This is a genomic window from Pantoea sp. X-Soil-TKNS-1211 (genome assembly GCF_059730495.1).
Genome location: NZ_AP035953.1, coordinates 1,374,725 through 1,392,120, shown reverse-complemented (window position 1 = coordinate 1,392,120; position 17,396 = coordinate 1,374,725). Strand labels below are relative to the sequence as shown.

The 17,396-nt window shown below is 56.8% G+C and carries 16 protein-coding genes; 8 read left to right on the top strand and 8 right to left on the bottom strand.

The window, feature by feature from the left end; genetic code table 11:
* Positions 1-10 precede the first annotated feature (10 nt).
* Positions 11-598, bottom strand: coding sequence for a Yip1 family protein (locus tag AC6I8W_RS06650; RefSeq protein WP_497837468.1), 588 nt, complete (start codon positions 596-598; stop codon positions 11-13).
* A gap of 167 nt (positions 599-765) precedes the next feature.
* On the opposite strand from AC6I8W_RS06650, the gene AC6I8W_RS06645 reads away from it, so the two are divergent.
* On the top strand, positions 766-1,341 hold the full coding sequence (locus AC6I8W_RS06645) for a DedA family protein (protein WP_497837467.1): 576 nt from the start codon (positions 766-768) through the stop codon (positions 1,339-1,341).
* Here AC6I8W_RS06645 and AC6I8W_RS06640 read toward each other — a convergent pair.
* Positions 1,338-2,120 carry an SDR family oxidoreductase gene (locus tag AC6I8W_RS06640; RefSeq protein ID WP_497837466.1) on the bottom strand — a complete coding sequence of 261 codons (783 nt, stop codon included), beginning with the start codon at positions 2,118-2,120 and terminating at the stop codon, positions 1,338-1,340. The genes AC6I8W_RS06645 and AC6I8W_RS06640 overlap by 4 nt on opposite strands.
* A 118-nt stretch (positions 2,121-2,238) precedes the next feature.
* On the opposite strand from AC6I8W_RS06640, the gene AC6I8W_RS06635 reads away from it, so the two are divergent.
* Together AC6I8W_RS06635 and AC6I8W_RS06630 are read left to right on the top strand one after the other, a co-directional pair.
* A complete protein-coding gene (locus AC6I8W_RS06635; protein WP_497837465.1) occupies positions 2,239-4,053 on the top strand; it encodes a glycoside hydrolase family 15 protein in 1,815 nt (604 codons plus the stop codon).
* Positions 4,054-4,240: 187 nt separating this feature from the next.
* A complete protein-coding gene (locus tag AC6I8W_RS06630; RefSeq protein WP_497837464.1) occupies positions 4,241-5,305 on the top strand; it encodes a L,D-transpeptidase family protein in 1,065 nt (354 codons plus the stop codon).
* Between the two features lie 156 nt (positions 5,306-5,461).
* On the opposite strand, the gene AC6I8W_RS06625 is transcribed toward AC6I8W_RS06630, so the two are convergent.
* Entirely contained in the window at positions 5,462-6,487 is a 1,026-nt protein-coding gene (locus tag AC6I8W_RS06625; RefSeq protein ID WP_497837463.1) for a CorA family divalent cation transporter, read from the bottom strand.
* Positions 6,488-6,651: 164 nt separating this feature from the next.
* On the opposite strand from AC6I8W_RS06625, the gene AC6I8W_RS06620 reads away from it, so the two are divergent.
* Positions 6,652-8,262: an inorganic phosphate transporter gene (locus AC6I8W_RS06620; RefSeq protein ID WP_497837462.1), complete on the top strand. Its 1,611-nt coding sequence runs from the start codon at positions 6,652-6,654 to the stop codon at positions 8,260-8,262.
* 12 nt (positions 8,263-8,274) lie between these two features.
* Positions 8,275-9,192 carry a polyphosphate kinase 2 gene (gene ppk2, locus AC6I8W_RS06615; protein WP_497837461.1) on the top strand — a complete coding sequence of 306 codons (918 nt, stop codon included), beginning with the start codon at positions 8,275-8,277 and terminating at the stop codon, positions 9,190-9,192.
* Here the strand turns inward: ppk2 and AC6I8W_RS06610 are convergent.
* The 4 genes from AC6I8W_RS06610 to AC6I8W_RS06595 form a co-directional block, all read right to left on the bottom strand.
* Positions 9,189-10,394, bottom strand: a complete 1,206-nt coding sequence (locus AC6I8W_RS06610; protein ID WP_480369656.1) for an MFS transporter — start codon at positions 10,392-10,394, stop codon at positions 9,189-9,191. The two genes, ppk2 and AC6I8W_RS06610, sit on opposite strands and share 4 nt — an antisense overlap.
* Before the next feature lie 48 nt (positions 10,395-10,442).
* Entirely contained in the window at positions 10,443-11,426 is a 984-nt protein-coding gene (gene dusC, locus AC6I8W_RS06605; protein ID WP_497837460.1) for a tRNA dihydrouridine(16) synthase DusC, read from the bottom strand.
* 4 nt (positions 11,427-11,430) lie between these two features.
* Positions 11,431-12,786, bottom strand: a complete 1,356-nt coding sequence (gene rhlE, locus AC6I8W_RS06600; RefSeq protein ID WP_480369651.1) for an ATP-dependent RNA helicase RhlE — start codon at positions 12,784-12,786, stop codon at positions 11,431-11,433.
* Positions 12,787-12,999: 213 nt separating this feature from the next.
* The gene (locus tag AC6I8W_RS06595) at positions 13,000-13,392 is read right to left on the bottom strand and encodes a YbhQ family protein (protein ID WP_497837459.1); all 393 of its coding nucleotides are present in this window, start codon (positions 13,390-13,392) and stop codon (positions 13,000-13,002) included.
* A 176-nt stretch (positions 13,393-13,568) separates the two neighbouring features.
* Here AC6I8W_RS06595 and AC6I8W_RS06590 point away from each other — a divergent pair, with 176 nt between their 5' ends.
* From AC6I8W_RS06590 to AC6I8W_RS06580, 3 genes are read left to right on the top strand one after another with little or no spacing between them, the layout of a single operon-like run.
* Complete coding sequence (locus AC6I8W_RS06590) at positions 13,569-14,330, top strand: endonuclease/exonuclease/phosphatase family protein (protein ID WP_497837458.1); 762 nt, start codon at positions 13,569-13,571, stop codon at positions 14,328-14,330.
* Entirely contained in the window at positions 14,327-15,571 is a 1,245-nt protein-coding gene (gene clsB, locus AC6I8W_RS06585; protein WP_497837457.1) for a cardiolipin synthase ClsB, read from the top strand. The genes AC6I8W_RS06590 and clsB overlap by 4 nt, the downstream gene beginning before the upstream one ends.
* Complete coding sequence (locus AC6I8W_RS06580) at positions 15,571-16,557, top strand: lysylphosphatidylglycerol synthase domain-containing protein (RefSeq protein WP_497837456.1); 987 nt, start codon at positions 15,571-15,573, stop codon at positions 16,555-16,557. Before clsB ends, AC6I8W_RS06580 begins: the two co-directional genes overlap by 1 nt.
* A gap of 62 nt (positions 16,558-16,619) precedes the next feature.
* On the opposite strand, the gene AC6I8W_RS06575 is transcribed toward AC6I8W_RS06580, so the two are convergent.
* A complete protein-coding gene (locus AC6I8W_RS06575) occupies positions 16,620-17,327 on the bottom strand; it encodes a Bax inhibitor-1/YccA family protein (protein WP_013508359.1) in 708 nt (235 codons plus the stop codon).
* Positions 17,328-17,396 lie beyond the last annotated feature (69 nt).

Here is a 17,396-nt window from a genome sequence, read left to right as displayed (position 1 = left end):
CCGGTTGCAACTAGAACAACTTCGGTCCATAGCCCCACAGAATCACCGTCAGCGCCAGCAGTACCTCAAACACCAGCACACCAATCGCCAGCGTTGAACCGGAAAAGCGCAGGCTCTCTTCTTTATCAATATTGAGGAACACCGGAATGCCGACAAACAGCAGATAACCGGTATAAATCAGCGCCAGCGTACCCACCAGCAGGCACAGCCACACCAGAGGATAAAGCGCGACCAGCCCGCTAATAAACAGCGGCGTCGCCACATAACCGGCAAACACGGTACAACGCTGAATGCTGGGACGTTGCGGATAGTTACGCGCCATCCAGTGAATGACGCGGCCCATCACGGCCACACCGCCTAAGATGATGAGATAAAACAGAATGCCAAGCCCGATACCGGTCAGCATGTTGAGTTGGACAAATTGCCCTTCGCCCAGATTCCAGCCCAACTGTGTGGTGCCGATGAAGGCGCAGATCACCGGGATCGCCGCCATCAGCAGAACATGGTGGGTGTAATGGTGCGAAACGCTCTCGTTTTCCTGCTTGATATCGCGCATTTCTTGATTAGGATGCGCGAGAAGTCCCCAGACATGATTCATAAAATCACTCCTCTGATGCGACGGGCTGCCCCAAGGCCCAGGGCCGCGCAGCGTGGGCAGCTTCACTTCAAGTATAATCGGCGCGGGGCTTTTTGCGGCAAGCGGCACAAAAAATCGCCGTCAGGTGTAAACTGTTACCAGGTTTACGCGCAACAGGGAGGAGGATTTTGCATCTTGATATCAACGGATTAATTAGTCAGTACGGCTACCTGGCGCTGCTGATTGGCTGTATCGCCGAAGGGGAAACCTTCACCCTACTGGGCGGCGTAGCGGCACACGAGGGCTTGCTGCACTTCGGCGGCGTGGTGCTGGCGGCCATGGCGGGTGGAATTATCGGTGACCAGCTGCTGTTCTGGCTCGGACGTCGCTATGGCACCCGCATCCTGCGCCGATTTCGCAAGCATCAGGATACCATCCGTAAGGCAAACCGCCTGATCCAACGCCGCCCCAGCCTGTTTGTGATTGGCGTGCGTTTTATGTACGGCTTTCGCATTGTCGGGCCAATTATTATCGGCACCAGCCGCCTGAAACCGCTGCGTTTTTTCCTGCTCAATGTGATTGGTGCCGCACTCTGGGCAGTGATTTTTGTCACCCTTGGCTACTTTGCCGGGGAGATCATCGCCCCCTGGTTGCACCAACTCGATCAGCATATAAAGCATCTGCTGTGGTTGGTGGCGGCGGTAGGATTTGCCATCTTGCTGCGCTTTGTTATCCGCCGCTGGAACCGCCGCCGAGCCGGTTAGCTATGGTGGTATCCCTTAAACTGCGGATTTGCCAACATAAATCCACCATCGACAATAAAGGATTGCCCGGTGGTGTAGGTCGCCCATTCTGAGCACAGCCAGGCCACCAGACTGGCGACTTCACGCGTGTCACCCGGTCGCCCGATAGGGATTTCCGGCATCCGTGTGCTGCGCGCGTCTTCGTTCCGCATATGGTTCATCGGCGTGGCAATCGCCCCCGGTGCCACCGCATTGACCAGAATATGGTGCGGCAACAGGCTGAGCGCCATCGATTTGGTTAAGCCACCCAGTGCATGCTTCGCCGCCGTATAGGCGGCGGCATCCGGCAGTGGCGTATGTTCATGCACCGAGGTGATATTGATAATGCGCCCGCCATTACCCTGATCCACCATATAACGTGCGGCGATCTGGCCGCAGACAAAAGCACCGTCCACGTCGACATTAAACACCTTACGCCAGTCCTCGAAGCTGAGATCGAGGAAATCCGCCTTGGTCATCACTCCGGCATTGTTGACCAGCACATCAATGCGTCCCAGTGACGCGATCAGCTGCGCCAGTTGCTGGCCGCCAGCCTGCGGATCGGAGAGATCCAACTGCCGAACATGTGCCTGTTGCCCCCGGCTCTCCACCAGGCGCGCCGTTTCATGTGCGCCCTCCTCATCCGCACGCCAGGTGATGCCAAGGGTATACCCCGCCTCTGCCAGCATCAGCGCACAACTGCGTCCGATACCCGAATCGGACGCAGTGACCACCGCCACTTTCTGTTTAACCAGCGTCATAACCTTCTCCTGTATGTAGGGTGTCTCCACAGTATAGAAGTTATCGTTCTGTGCCCCGCTGCGGCCGCACATACCGTTTCGGCTATAGTTAACAACGGACTGGCGTAACGGAGGCAGGATGAGCGCAATCAAACGCAAGATTGAGGATCACGGGGTAATTGGCGATTTACGCACCTGCGCACTGATTGCCAGCGACGGTACCATCGATTATCTGTGCTGGCCGGAGCTCGACAGTCCATCGGTGTTTAGCGCCCTGCTCGACAGCGACGAAGCGGGGCTGTTCTCGCTGGCCCCGGAATGGAAAAATGCGCGCCAGCAACAACTGTACCTGCCGGATACCAATATTCTGCAAACCCGCTGGCTCGGCGAAGAAGGGGTGGCGGAAATTACCGATTACATGCCGATTTGCGATGACAGCAGCAAGCTGCCGCGCCTGGTTCGCCGGGTGAAGATGGTGCGCGGTTCTGCGCGCTTTAACCTGCTGTGTGCCCCGCGTCATGATTACGCGCGGGCCGACACGTACACCGAAGCACGGCCTGGCGGTATCGCCTTTCATGCCGACGGTCAACCCTCATTACGTCTTAGCGCCAGCGTGGTGATGACGCGGGAAAATCACAGCGCCACCGCCGTTTTTACTTTGCAGTCGGGCGAATATGCTGAATTTGTGTTTGGTAGCGACGAGGATCCCCATCTGGATAAGATCGCCACGGAACGCTGTTTTCGCGACACCCTGCACTACTGGCGACGCTGGAGTCGCCACAGTTCTTATCGTGGCCGCTGGCAGGAGATGGTCACACGATCGGCGCTGGCGCTGAAACTGCTGACCTCACATCAACACGGCTCGATTGCCGCCGCCGCCACTTTTGGTTTGCCGGAGGAGCTGGGCGGCGAGCGTAACTGGGACTATCGCGCCTCATGGATCCGTGACGCCTCGTTCAGTATGTATGCGCTGATGCGCCTCGGTTATGTGGAAGAAGCCAAAAGCTTCACCCATTGGGTGGGACGCTGTGTCGAACACAGCCACGATGACACGCCCCATTTGCAGGTGATGTATCGCCTCGATAGCGGCACCGAGTTGCATGAAACCGAGCTGCTGAATCTCTCCGGTTATGCCAATTCACGTCCGGTGCGCATTGGTAATGATGCCTGGCGTCAGACGCAGCTGGATATTTATGGTGAGTTGATGGACGCCATCTATCTTGCCAATAAATACGGTGAAGCGATTTCGCAACGTGGCTGGCAGCATGTTGCCAATATGATCGATTACGTGTGCGATAACTGGCAGCAACCCGATGCCGGGATCTGGGAAATGCGCGGCGAGCCACAACATTTTCTCCATTCGCGCCTGATGTGCTGGGTAGCGCTCGATCGCGCCCTACGCCTTGGCATGAAACGTTCGCTACCGATGCCTTATGAACGCTGGGACCGGGTACGTAGCGCCATCCGCGATGATATCTGGCAAAACTTCTGGAACGCGGAACTGGGCCATTTCACCGCCACACGGGGTGGTCGCTTTCTGGATGCGTCGATGCTGTTGATGCCGCTGGTGCGTTTTGTTGGTGCCACCGATCCCGACTGGCTGGCGACGCTGGATGCGATCAAAACCCATCTGGTGAGTGACGGCCTGGTGAGGCGCTACAACATCAGTGAAACCCCTGCCGACGCGCTGAAAGGCGGTGAAGGATCATTTGCCGCCTGTTCGTTCTGGTATGTTGAGTGCCTGGCGCGGGCCGGTCGGGTGCATGAGGCACACTTCGAGTTTGAAAAGCTGCTGAGTTACGCCAATCCACTGGGGCTGTATGCCGAGGAATTTACCCCTCATGGTCATGCGTTGGGCAATATGCCACAAGCGCTAACCCATCTGGCGTTGATCAGCGCCGCGTTTTTCCTGAATCGGAAACTGAGTGGTGAAATTACCCTGTGGCAACCCTGAAATCAGGCCCGTGGCAATCTGAATGAACCGGTTATTACAGCTATTTACGTAAAGTATGTTCAACCTGTTAAAATCGTGATTCCCATCACCGCTTCAATGCACATATAATGCGCAGCGGGTCACTAAGACCAAGATGGATTCGACACACTGACAAGCCTGAAATACGGCTATAACGACTTGTAAAAACATGAAAAAGAGCATTCGCGCGTTCGCTTCACTCGCCCTCGTACTGGCGGCGTTCAGCCAGTCGGCCTTTGCGGTGGTTTATCCGCTACCGCCCGCTAACAGTCGTCTGATTGGCGAAAATATTCAGGTTACCGTACCTGAAGATAGCAAACTTCCGCTGGAAGCCTTTGCCGCTCAGTTCCAGATGGGCCTCAGCAACATGCTGGAAGCCAATCCGGGCGTTGACGTCTATCTGCCGAAAGCAGGCACCAACCTGGTGATCCCACAGCAGCTGATTCTGCCTGACGCTCCGCGTGAAGGCATTGTGATCAACAGCGCTGAAATGCGTCTTTACTACTACCCGAAAGGCACCAAAACCGTGGTAGTGCTGCCGATCGGTATCGGTGAGCTGGGTAAAGATACCCCGATCAACTGGACCACCAGCGTGCAGCGTAAGAAAGCTGGCCCAACCTGGACCCCGACCAAAGCGATGCATGCAGAATACGCGGCACGCGGCGAATCCATCCCGGAAGTGTTCCCGGCTGGCCCGGATAACCCGATGGGCCTCTACGCGCTGTACATTGGCCGTCTGTATGCCATTCACGGCACCAACGCCAACTTCGGTATCGGTCTGCGCGTGAGCCACGGTTGCGTGCGTCTGCGTGCGGACGACATCAAATGGCTGTTCAACAACGTGCCGGTAGGTACGCGCGTACAGTTTATCGATCAGCCGGTGAAAGCCACTGTCGAGCCGGACGGTTCACGCTATGTGGAAGTTCACAACCCGCTGTCCACCACCGAAGAACAGTTTAATTCACGCGAAATCGTGCCGATTAACCTGACCACGGCGGTGACCAAAGTGATTGCTGATGCCAGCACCAACCAAGATGCGGTCAACAACGCCATCCAGGCACGTACCGGTATGCCGACCAAAATCAACGGTCCGGCCGGTGAAGCGATGCCGGCACCGATTCCAGTGCAGGAAACCCCGAACGCATTGCCGAAAGAAGAGCCGATGACCCCGCAGGGTGCCGATATCCCAGCTCCAGCAGCGGCTAACAGCGCTACGGCGAACAACAACTCGTAATTCTGTGTGGATGACGAGTCAAAGCCAGCCTGCGGGCTGGCTTTTTTGTTGCCTGACGTAAAACATCGCGCGATAAATCCCGCCGCTACAAGGGGTGCACGAAACGTAGCGGCGCGATTTATCGCGCAATCAGTTCGCGATTTATCGCGCAACAAGTTAATCACGTGGCCGTCGCAGCGCCAGCCAACCCGCCACCAGGGTAAACGCCAGCACCAACAGCACCAGCAATAAAAAGCCGTGCGGGTTGCTTGCCAGCGGAATGCCGCCCACGTTCATGCCAAAAAATCCCGCGACGATGTTGATCGGCAATGCCAGCACGGTGATTACCGTCAGTAAGAACAGCGTGCGGTTACTCTGCTCCATCAGCCGGGCGGCGATTTCTTCCTGCAACAAACGAATCCGCTCCATCAGGCTGGCAAGATCATTTAACGCCACGCTGAACTCTTCGGTAAAAATACGTAGCTCACTCAGCGGCTCACGCTTCAACCAACCCGGTGGACGGTTCAACAGGCGAAACAACGCCGCCGGTTCCGGAGCCAGTAAACGCTGGATGCGCAGCAACATACGCCGCAGACGCCCCAGCTCGCTACGATTAGCTTTGATCGCCTGACTGAGCAGTCGCTCCTCAATCGCGTCCACCGCCGCGCTGGAACGGCGAACCACCTGCTCCAGTTGTGCTTCCTGTTCACCCAGCAGCCACAATAGCAATGCATCGGGTTGCGCAAACGACAGCCGGTCCAGTTGCTGATGCATGCGTTCAATCATCCCCACTGGCCGGTAGCGTGCACTGACAATGATCTGTGGACGGCACCACATCCACAGCGTCGCGTTCTGCGCGTTGTGTTCCTCCTGGCTGAAGGTGACATCGTTAAGCACCGCCAACAGCGCATCATTTTGCTGCGCCAGCCGGGTGCGGGGTGAGGCGGAATGGATCTCATCGAAAAAATCGCTATCAACCGCAAAATGCACCTGCACCCAGCGCTCGGCACGGGCATGGTTCAGGTTGATATGCAACCACAGGAAATGCGCTTCCGGCAGAGTCTGTCGTGCCAGCTGAGCCGCTTCGCGGGCGCTGAGTCGCTGGGGCAAACCATCGGGTGAGAACAGGTAACCATGGATCAGCCCGGCCACTTCATTATTGAAGTCGGGCAGCGTGGTAAGCGGCAGAACTGGCTGGAGCATAGCAATCTGGAGATCCGGCTGCGGTCAGACCCACAGCCTGCGTCAGCAATATGACAGAGAGATGACAGACCCCACACGAGATCATCATTCTGTCATACAAAACCGGTATCACACTGCGGGTAACAGATGCCATTTGGCATCGTCATCCACCACCGGGGTGTGCTATGAGCGATAACAGTTTGCCTGCGTCAGCGTCGTCATCCATCGGCGGACGTCCCAATTTACAACAGCGCGGCGGTCGTTTTTCCCGCCCGCTGTTTCTGCTGCTGGTGCTGGCCGGGCTGGCCTTCACCGCCATCAACCTGTTTAACGATGTTGTCGATACCGGTGCGCCTGTCACCAGCTATACCCCTTTCCTGCTACTGGGACTGGCGCTGCTGATCGCGCTTGGTTTTGAGTTCGTTAATGGTTTTCATGACACCGCCAACGCGGTTGCCACGGTGATCTACACCCACTCGCTGACGCCCGGCGTGGCGGTGGTGTGGTCCGGCATTTGTAACTTTCTCGGCGTACTGCTCTCCAGCGGCGTGGTGGCGTTTGGCATTATCTCGCTGCTGCCGGTGGAGTTGATTCTTCAGGCAGGCAGCGGCAATGGCTTTGCCATGGTATATGCGCTGCTATTCTCGGCGATTATCTGGAACCTTGGCACCTGGTATTTTGGCCTGCCGTCATCCTCCTCCCATACGCTGATCGGTTCGATTATCGGTGTTGGGGTGGCGAATGCCCTGCTGCATGGCCGCAGCGGCACCAGCGGCGTGGACTGGGATCAGGCGCTGAAAGTCGGCTATTCACTGCTGCTGTCGCCTGTCGTCGGTTTTATCTGTGCCGCTCTGCTGTTGCTGGCGATGAAAGCCTTGATCCGCAATCGCCAGTTGTATGAAGCGCCGAAAAATGACCAGCCACCACCGGTGTGGATCCGTGGCCTGCTGATCCTTACCTGCACCGGTGTCTCTTTTGCCCATGGCTCCAATGACGGCCAGAAAGGCATGGGACTGATCATGTTGATTCTGGTCGGCACTATGCCCATCGCCTATGCCCTCAACCGCTCGCTGCCGCCGGACCAGATCCCGCGCGTCGCCGCCTTAACGCTGGTCACGGAACAACAGTTGCTGTCGCTACACCCCTCCTCTGCCGCTATCCCGGCACCGCGTGAGGTGTTGACTGAGTTTGTGCGCACCGGCCAGACGCGTCCGCAGGTGTTACCCGCGCTCGGCCTGATGCTCGGCGATATTGGCGACCAGATTCGTCGCTACGGTTCCATGGAGAATATCCCAGCGCAGTCGGTTACCAACACGCGTAACGATATGTACCTCGCGTCGGAGTCCATCAAACATCTGCAAAGCGCCAACGTGGCGTTGCCTGAAGAAACAGAACGCAATCTGGTAGCGGTAAAACGCGAGCTGGACAGTGCCACCCGATTTATCCCGATGTGGGTAAAAGTGGTGGTCGCCATCGCGCTGGGCCTCGGCACCATGGTTGGCTGGCGACGCATTGTGGTGACGGTGGGAGAACGCATCGGCAAAACCCATCTTAATTACGCTCAGGGAGCCAGCGCAGAGTTGGTGGCGATGGCGACTATCGGTGCTGCCGACAGTTTTGGTCTGCCGGTGTCCACCACCCATGTGCTTTCCTCCGGTGTCGCCGGGTCGATGGCTGCCAATCGCTCCGGCTTGCAACTCGCAACCTTACGTAATCTGGCAGTCGCCTGGGTGCTGACTCTGCCGGTATCGGTTCTTCTTGCGGGGCTGCTTTACGCCCTGTTTATCCATCTTTAACGGTGATTAGCCATGGCCACACACGACAATACGTTTCAAAGCGAGACTTTTAATCAACGCCTGCTTCAGGAGTTCTATGACAGCTACGACGAAGAGTTGGAGATGGAGTTGGACGACCTGCGATTCGGTGACGGACAGCCGCAGGCGGATGATGAGAAAACCTGGCGTCGTCGCTATTTCCGCGAACTGCTGCACTTACAGGGTGAACTGGTAAAAATGCAGGATTGGGTAATGCGCACCGGACATCGCATGGTGATCCTGTTTGAAGGCCGTGACGCCGCAGGCAAGGGCGGCGTGATCAAACGCATCACCCAGCGCCTGAACCCGCGCACCTGCCGGGTCGCGGCCTTGCCCGCGCCTAACGATCGCGAGAAAACCCAATGGTACTTTCAGCGCTATATCGCCCATCTGCCTGCCGCTGGCGAGATGGTGCTGTTTGACCGCAGCTGGTACAACCGCGCCGGTGTCGAACGCGTAATGGGTTTTTGCAACGATGCAGAAGTCGAGGAGTTTTATCGCAGCGTGCCGGAGTTTGAAAAAATGCTGACACGTAGCGGCATCCAGATCGTGAAATATTGGTTCTCGATCACCGATGAAGAACAGGAATTACGCTTCCTCAGCCGTATTCATGACCCGCTGAAACAGTGGAAACTCAGTCCAATGGATCTGGAGAGCCGTCGCCGCTGGGAAGATTACACCGAAGCGAAAGAGGAGATGCTGGCACGCACCCATATTGACGAAGCGCCGTGGTGGGTGGTGCAGGGCGTGGATAAGAAACGCGCGCGCCTCAACTGCATCAGTCATCTGCTGCAACAGGTGCCCTATGAAGAGAGCGAGCAGAAGGCGATCGCCTTACCGACGCGCGAACGGCATGACGACTACCGTCGCGCTCCGGTGCCGGACCATATGATCGTGCCGGAAAAGTATTAACCTGCCGTCTGCACGGTCGCGCGGCGGCCGTGCTGCTGTTGCAGACGCAGCGTGATCAGAAACGCGCCAAGTACCATCAGCGCCGCCGCCAGGTACACCGACTGCATCCCCCAGTGACCAATCAGTAACCCCGCTACCGGCCCCGTCAGCCCCAGACCTAAATCCAGAAAAGCCGAATAGGTGCCCAACGCCGATCCCTGATCCTGCTGCTGCACCTGCTTCACCGCCTCTACACCCAGCGCCGGGAAAATCAGCGAGAAGCCTGCACCGGTCAGGAAAGCACCGACGTCCACCAGCCAGGCGCTGTCGGCCTGCCAGATCAGCAGCAGCCCCGCGCACTCCAGCACAAAGGAGACCAGCGAGACTTTCAGACCGCCGAAACGGGTGATGTAACGACCAAAACCCAGGCGCACAATGACAAAACCAAGGCTGAACACCGTCAGCGCGAAGGCAGCTCCGCTCCAGTCACGGCTGGCAAAATAAAGGGTGATAAAGGTGGAGATCACCCCGAAACCGATGGTGCCAAAACCCAGTGCCAGACCAAACAACCAGACACGGCTGACGACACGATGGAAGGGGATGCGCACGCCCGCCGTGACGCTGACCGGCGGCTTTTGATACGCCAGCACAAAACCGACGATCCCCATCAACGCCACCAATCCGGCAAAGCCACTGATGCCAAACCATTGATTCAGCAGTACGCCGAGCGGCGCACCAATTGCCATGGCGAAGTAAGTGGCCACGCCGTTCCACGAAATGACGCGCGCGGTCTGCAACGGTCCGACAATATTCATGCCCCACAGGGTAGAACCGGTGCTGCTGAAGCTCTCACCGACGCCAAGAAAGACGCGTCCCAACGCCAACAACAGTAAGCTGAGAACCGGTATTTCACGACACAGCGCCGCAATAATCGACAACACGCCGCTCATGCCGCAGCAAATTAAGCCAAGCATCACCACGCGTTTGGGGCCAAAGCGATCCGCCAGACGACCGGAATGGGGGCGGCTCATCAACGTGGCGAAATACTGAACGCTGATAATCAAACCTGCCATAAACGAGCTGAAACCAAGCTGGTTATGCACGAACCCCGGCAGAACCGCCAACGGCAGACCCACGGAGAGATAGCAAAAGAAGGTGAAAATCAGGACGGAGACAATACGTTTATTTAACTGAGCATTACTCAGTACAGCGGCGTCAGACATGTGCAGTGGCGTTGCGTAACTGGGTGAAGTTGAAGCACTACTATACCCTTAGCCTGCTAATGGGTCGCGGATTTTTTTATGTCTGGTTAATGCACGTTGCGCATGGCGCTCAATCGCGGTGGCGATTTCAGACGAGACTTTTAAGGTACGGATTTCACTGAACAGCCCATCCGCTTCGTGATACGCCTTACGCAGATAGCCCAGCCACTGCTTAATGCGTGCCACATGATACAGGCCAGTATCGCCCTGCTTTTCCAGCCGGGTGTACTTCTGCAACAACGTCACCACTTCCGGCCAGGCCATTGGGGTTTCGTTGTACTTCACCACACGACTCAGGTTTGGCACGTTAAGCGCGCCACGTCCCAGCATCACCGCATCGCAACCGGTAATACGCAGACAATCCTGTGCATCCTGCCAGTTCCAGATTTCGCCGTTAGCGATCACCGGAATGCGCAGCCGCTGGCGGATTTCGCCAATCGCCTGCCAGTTGATGCTCTCGGCGCGGTAGCCCTCTTCTTTGGTGCGACCGTGCACCACCAGCTCGCTGGCCCCGGCCTGTTGCACCGCATCGGCAATTTCAAAACGCCGATCGCTGGAATCCCAGCCCAGACGCACCTTGACCGTGACCGGCAGGTGATCCGGCACCGCTGCACGCATCGCTTTCGCGCCGCGATAAATCAGTTCGGGATCTTTCAGCAACGTCGCCCCACCACCGCTGCCGTTAACCAGCTTCGACGGACAACCGCAGTTGAGATCCACGCCCCATGAACCCAGCTCCACAGCACGTGCCGCGTTTTCTGCCAGCCACTCGGGATATTGCCCCAGCAGTTGCAGCCGCACGCGCGTCCCGGACGGCGTGCGGCTGTGATGTTGCAGTTCCGGGCAGAGACGATAGAAGGATTTTACCGGCAGCAGCTGATCAACCACGCGCAAAAACTCGGTGATGCACAGATCGTAATCATTCACTTCGGAGAGCAGCTCGCGCACCAGCGAATCGAGCACGCCCTCCATCGGCGCCAGTAAAACCCGCATTGCCTTAGTGGTTACCGCTTTTGTTGGCTGCCGGACGACGTGAACGTGCCGGTTTGCCATCCTGCCCCTGACGACGCGGAGAACGGTTTTCGCCCTGCGGACGCGGCGGACGGCCTTCACCCTGAGGACGCGGATTACCGCCCGGTGCCGGGCCACGACCACGCCCACCGCGCTGCTGTTGCTGCTGGCGGCCATTCTGGATCGGCTCCGCTTTGATGCTCGGATCCGGATCAAAACCTGGCAGCGCAATACGCGGAATTTCACGCTTCAGCAGGCGTTCGATATCACGCAGCAGTTTATGTTCGTCAACACATACCAGCGACAATGCGGCACCGGTGGCGGCAGCACGCCCGGTACGGCCAATACGGTGCACATAATCTTCCGCCACGTTCGGCAGTTCATAGTTCACTACATGCGGCAGTTCTTCGATGTCGAGACCACGCGCAGCGATGTCAGTCGCCACCAGCACACGAATGCCACCGGTTTTGAAATCGGCCAGCGCACGGGTACGTGCACCCTGGCTTTTGTTGCCGTGGATCGCCGCAGCGGTGATACCGTCTTTGTTCAGCTGTTCGGCCAGATGGTTGGCACCGTGTTTAGTACGGGTAAATACCAGCACCTGCTGCCAGTTGTCGCGACCAATCATCAGCGACAGCAGCTCACGTTTACGTTTTTTATCAACAAAGTGCACCTGCTGAGAAACCTGCTCAGAAGCGGTATTGCGGCGTGCCACTTCCACCTGCTCCGGGTTATTCAACAGTTTTTCGGCCAGCGATTTGATCTCGTCAGAGAAAGTGGCGGAAAACAGCAGGTTCTGACGTTTAGCCGGCAGTTTTGCCAGCACACGACGGATATCGTGGATAAAGCCCATGTCTAACATGCGGTCAGCTTCATCCAGCACGAGGATTTCCACGTGCGACAGATCGACCGCGTTCTGATGCGCCAGATCGAGCAGACGACCGGGTGTCGCCACCAGCACGTCCACGCCACCGCGCAGTTTCATCATTTGCGGGTTAATGCTGACGCCGCCAAAGACCACCAGTGAACGCAGGTTCAGGTACTGGCTGTAATCACGCACGTTTTCACCGACCTGAGCGGCCAGTTCGCGAGTTGGCGTGAGGATCAACGCACGCACCGGGCGACGTCCGCGCGCCGGTTCAGCTTTTGCCGACAGACGCTGCAACAACGGCAGCGTGAAACCGGCGGTTTTGCCGGTGCCGGTCTGGGCGCTCGCCAGCAGGTCACGACCAGCCAGCACCACGGGAATAGCCTGACGCTGGATTGGCGTCGGTTCGCGATAGCCCTGTTCTGCTACCGCACGCAAAATATCGGCATTCAAGCCGAGAGAGTCAAAAGACATGCAGGTGTATTACTCCGAACCGCCCTGATCGCTGTGAGCGATGTAGTTTTCAGGGGGGATATGACGCAAGCCTAAAGCTCACGTGTGAAAAGGGCACAAACTACCATGCGTAAGGGCGGCAGTGTAGCAGCTTTCAGCCCGCATTGCGCGATAAACGATTGTAAAAAAAACAGCGCGATAAATCGCGCCGTTACAATATGACCGTACCGTGAATTAACTGCGTTTCTTCTGTACGCGCTGGGCAGGTTCTTTCGCCAGCAGGGAAACCAGCGCCGGTCCCACCAACATCACCACGCCAAGGCAGCCGAGCAGCAGGTTGTTGTGGATGAAACGTGACACCAGGAACAACGTCAGCATCGCTGCTCCGAAGTAGTAGGTGGTGGTCACTTCTTCCAGAGAGTCGCCAAGCATACGCAAACGGGCACTACGCTGCGTGACCAGCATGGTGATAAACACCACAACATAGGCCGCCACCAGGGTACTGCTCACTTCAACCAGCGCCTTATGTTTCCAGCCCCAGACCAGTGCAGCGATCACCAGCAGGTGCATCGCAATATGAACACAGGTTTGTCCGGTAACAATCTGAACACGATTAGACCATTTCATTCTTTTCTCCTGGCAGACCCAACAGATCGCCCAAGTGTATCTGGCCGCGGCCAGACAGATTTCCTCAATGTAAGGCAAATTTCGGATAACACCCTAATTTTCTGCTCCTGCCACCTCTCATTTGTGACAAAGACTACACTTTATCCTGTTGATGATGAAAAGGAGCGCGTCGCAGTATGACACAAAATGCGCAAGGATTTTCGATAAAAGTCCTGACGATCAATACCCACAAAGGGTTCACCAGCTTCAACCGCCGCTTTATCCTGCCGGAATTGCGCGACGCCGCGCGTGCCACCTCGGCCGATATTGTCTTCCTGCAAGAGGTGATGGGCACCCACGCCATTCACTCCTTACACATTGAAAACTGGCCGGAAACCTCGCATTACGAGTTTATCGCCGACACCATGTGGCACGATTATGCTTATGGCCGCAATGCAGTTTACCCAGAAGGACATCACGGGAACGCGATATTGTCACGTTTTCCGATCGTTGAGTATGAAAATCGCGATATTTCTGTGGCCGGAGGCGAAAAGCGCGGCATGTTGCACTGCAAAATCAGCCTGCCGGGGCAGACGCAACCGCTGCATGTCATCTGTGTGCATCTCGGTTTGCGTGAGCCGCATCGTCGCGCTCAACTGCGGATGATGTGCGAATTGATCGCCTCCCTGCCACCCGAAGCTCCGCTGGTGGTGGCGGGTGATTTTAATGACTGGCAGGTGCACGCCAACAAATACCTCAAACGTCATGCCGGGCTGGATGAAGTGTTCAGCCTGAAGAACGGTCGTCCGGCACGGACCTTCCCGGCCCGCTTTCCGCTGCTGCGGCTTGATCGTATCTATATCCGTAACGCCGCCATCAGCCAACCGTGGGCGCTGCCGGTAAAACCCTGGTCGCATTTGTCTGATCATGCACCGCTGGCCGTGGAGATCTTGTTATGAATTTCAGCTGGCGTGACGGCAACCAACTGCGCCTGCTGGAAAACGGCGAGGCGTTCTTTCCACGCGTGTTTGGCGCAATCCAGCGCGCCGAGCGCACCCTGCTGCTGGAGACCTTTATCCTGTTTGAAGATCAGGTGGGCAATGCATTGCACCGCGAACTGCTGGCCGCAGCGCAGCGCGGCGTCCGGGTTGAAGTGATGGTGGACGGCTACGGTTCACCGGATCTCTCAGACAGCTACGTCGATAGCCTGACCGCAGCAGGCGTGCGCTTTATCTATTTTGACCCACGTCCGCTGCTGCTGGGGATGCGCACCAACCTGTTCCGTCGCCTGCACCGCAAAATCGTGGTCATTGATGAGGTGATCGCCTTTGTTGGCGGAATCAATTTCTCGGCCGAACATAACACCGACTTCGGCCCGGAGGCCAAACAGGATTACGCCGTTGAAGTGAAAGGCCCGGTGGTGCTGGATGTTGCGCGCTATGTACAACAGGCGATCGGCAGTGAACAGGTGACCCGCCGCTGGTGGGGGCATCGTTCAAATCGTCCGGCCCTGAACGCCCTGCCCGGCGATGCCCAGGTGTTGTTTGTGTTTCGTGACAACGACGAACATCGTGATGATATCGAGCAACACTATCTCGACATGCTGCGTAAAGCCAAACGCGATGTGATCATTGCCAATGCCTACTTCTTTCCCGGTTACCGTCTGCTGCGCGAGATGCGTCATGCTGCTCGTCGTGGCGTGCGGGTAAGGCTGATCGTGCAGGGCGAGCCGGATATGCCGATTGTCAAAGTGGGTGCGGAAATGCTGTACAACTACCTGGTCGATGCCGGTGTCGAGGTGTACGAATATTGCCGCCGCCCGTTGCATGGCAAGATCGCGGTGCAGGATTCGCAGTGGTCAACCGTGGGTTCCAGTAATCTCGACCCCCTCAGCCTGTCGCTCAATCTGGAAGCCAACCTGATGGTACATGACCGTGCCTTTAACCAGACGTTGAGGGATAACCTTGAGCAGCTGCTGAGCCAGGATTGTGAGCGGGTTCAGGACGATAAACTGCCGCCGCGCACCTGGTGGCACCTGACCAAAAGCGTGCTGGTCTTCCACTTCTTACGCCACTTCCCGGCAATTGCTGGTTGGCTGCCCGCCCACACGCCCCGTCTGGCACAGGTTGGCCCACCGGTACAACCGGAGATGGAGACCCAGGATCGGGTGGAGGCAGATAACAAAGGAGCCAGACCCTGATGAGTAAAAAACATTCGCGCTGGCAGCGCACGAAAAAAATCCTCACATGGCTCTTTTTTATCGCCGTGCTGGTGTTACTGGTGGTGTATGCCCGTAAGGTCAACTGGGCCGATGTGTATCAGGTGATCGTCAATTACAACCGCACGCTGGTGCTCAGTGCGGTGGCGCTGGTGGTCATCAGCTATCTGACCTATGGCCTGTATGATTTGATTGGCCGCGCGTATTGCGGCCACAAACTGGCTAAACGTCAGGTGATGCTGGTGTCGTTTATCTGTTACGCCTTTAACCTGACGCTCAGTACCTGGGTCGGCGGAGTGGCAATGCGCTATCGCCTCTATTCGCGACTGGGTTTACCTGGTGGCACCATCACGCGTATTTTCTCCCTGAGTATCGCCACCAACTGGCTGGGTTACATTCTGCTGGCTGGCGTGGTGTTTGTGGCAGGGATGGTGCCCATTCCCACAGGTTGGTTCATTGGCGAAACCACGTTGCGCATCATCGGCGGGTGTCTGCTGGTGCTCGTCGCCGTCTATTTGTGGGCCTGTGCGTTTGCCAAAAAACGCCACTGGACGGTAAAAGGGCAACACTTGCAATTGCCTTCGTTACGCATGGCGCTGTTTCAATTCACGGTATCCTGCGCGAACTGGATGGTGATGGGGGCCATTATCTGGCTACTGCTGGCGCAGCAGGTGGATTATCCAAGGGTTCTGGGAGTGTTGCTGATTAGCAGTATCGCCGGGGTGATTATTCATATTCCGGCTGGGATCGGCGTGCTGGAAGCGGTATTTCTGGCGCTACTCAGTGGTCAAGATATGTCACACGGCACCATCATTGCCGCACTGCTGGCGTATCGCGTACTGTATTTTATTCTGCCGCTGCTGCTGGCGCTGGTGTTGTACCTGTGGCTGGAGAGTCGCGCCCGGCATTTACGGCAGAAAAATGAACGGAAAATGGATAAACCATCAGAGAACGGCACAGCATCGTAGCGGCACGATTTATCGTGCGTTTTTTACGCCTGCGCGATAAATCGCGCCGCTACGGTGTGTGGTTAGCGGCGGTTACCGAAAATACGTAGCAACATCAGGAACAGGTTGATGAAGTCGAGATACAGCGTCAACGCACCCATGATGGATAAACGACGCAGATTCTCTTTGTCATTCACATCCACCGTTTCGCCAATGGCTTTCAGCTTTTGCGTGTCATACGCGGTCAGGCCAACGAACACCACCACACCAATGTAGGTAATCGCCCACATCAACGCTGGGCTTTTCAGCCAGAAGTTCACCAGCGACGCCAGCAAAATACCAATCAACGCCATAAATAGCAGGCTACCGAAGCGGCTCAGATCGCGTTTGGTGGTGTAGCCGTAAAAACTCATGGCCCCAAACATTCCGGCGGTCACAAAGAAGGTGCTGGCGATCGATGAATAGGTGTAGACGAGGAAAATACTGGCGAGCGTCAGGCCGGTAAGCGCGGAATAAAGCATAAATAACGCCGTCGCCAGCGCGCCACTCAGACGGTGTACCATCCCGGACAGCACAAACACCACCGCCAGTTGGGCGATAATCAGGCCGAAGAAGGTGATGCGGTTGGCAAACACCAGCTCCATCACCGCCGGTGTGCGGGCGGCGAACCAGGATACAAACGCGGTCAGCAGCAAACCACAGGTCATCCAGCCATATACCTGCGCCATATAGGTTTGCAGCCCGGCGGAAGCCTGCTGCACGATTGAATCGTTACGTGGATATCTGTCCATGATGCACCTCTTAATGGATTCGTAGCGGCGCGATTTATCGCGCGCCCTGGTCTTTAAATACGCGATTTA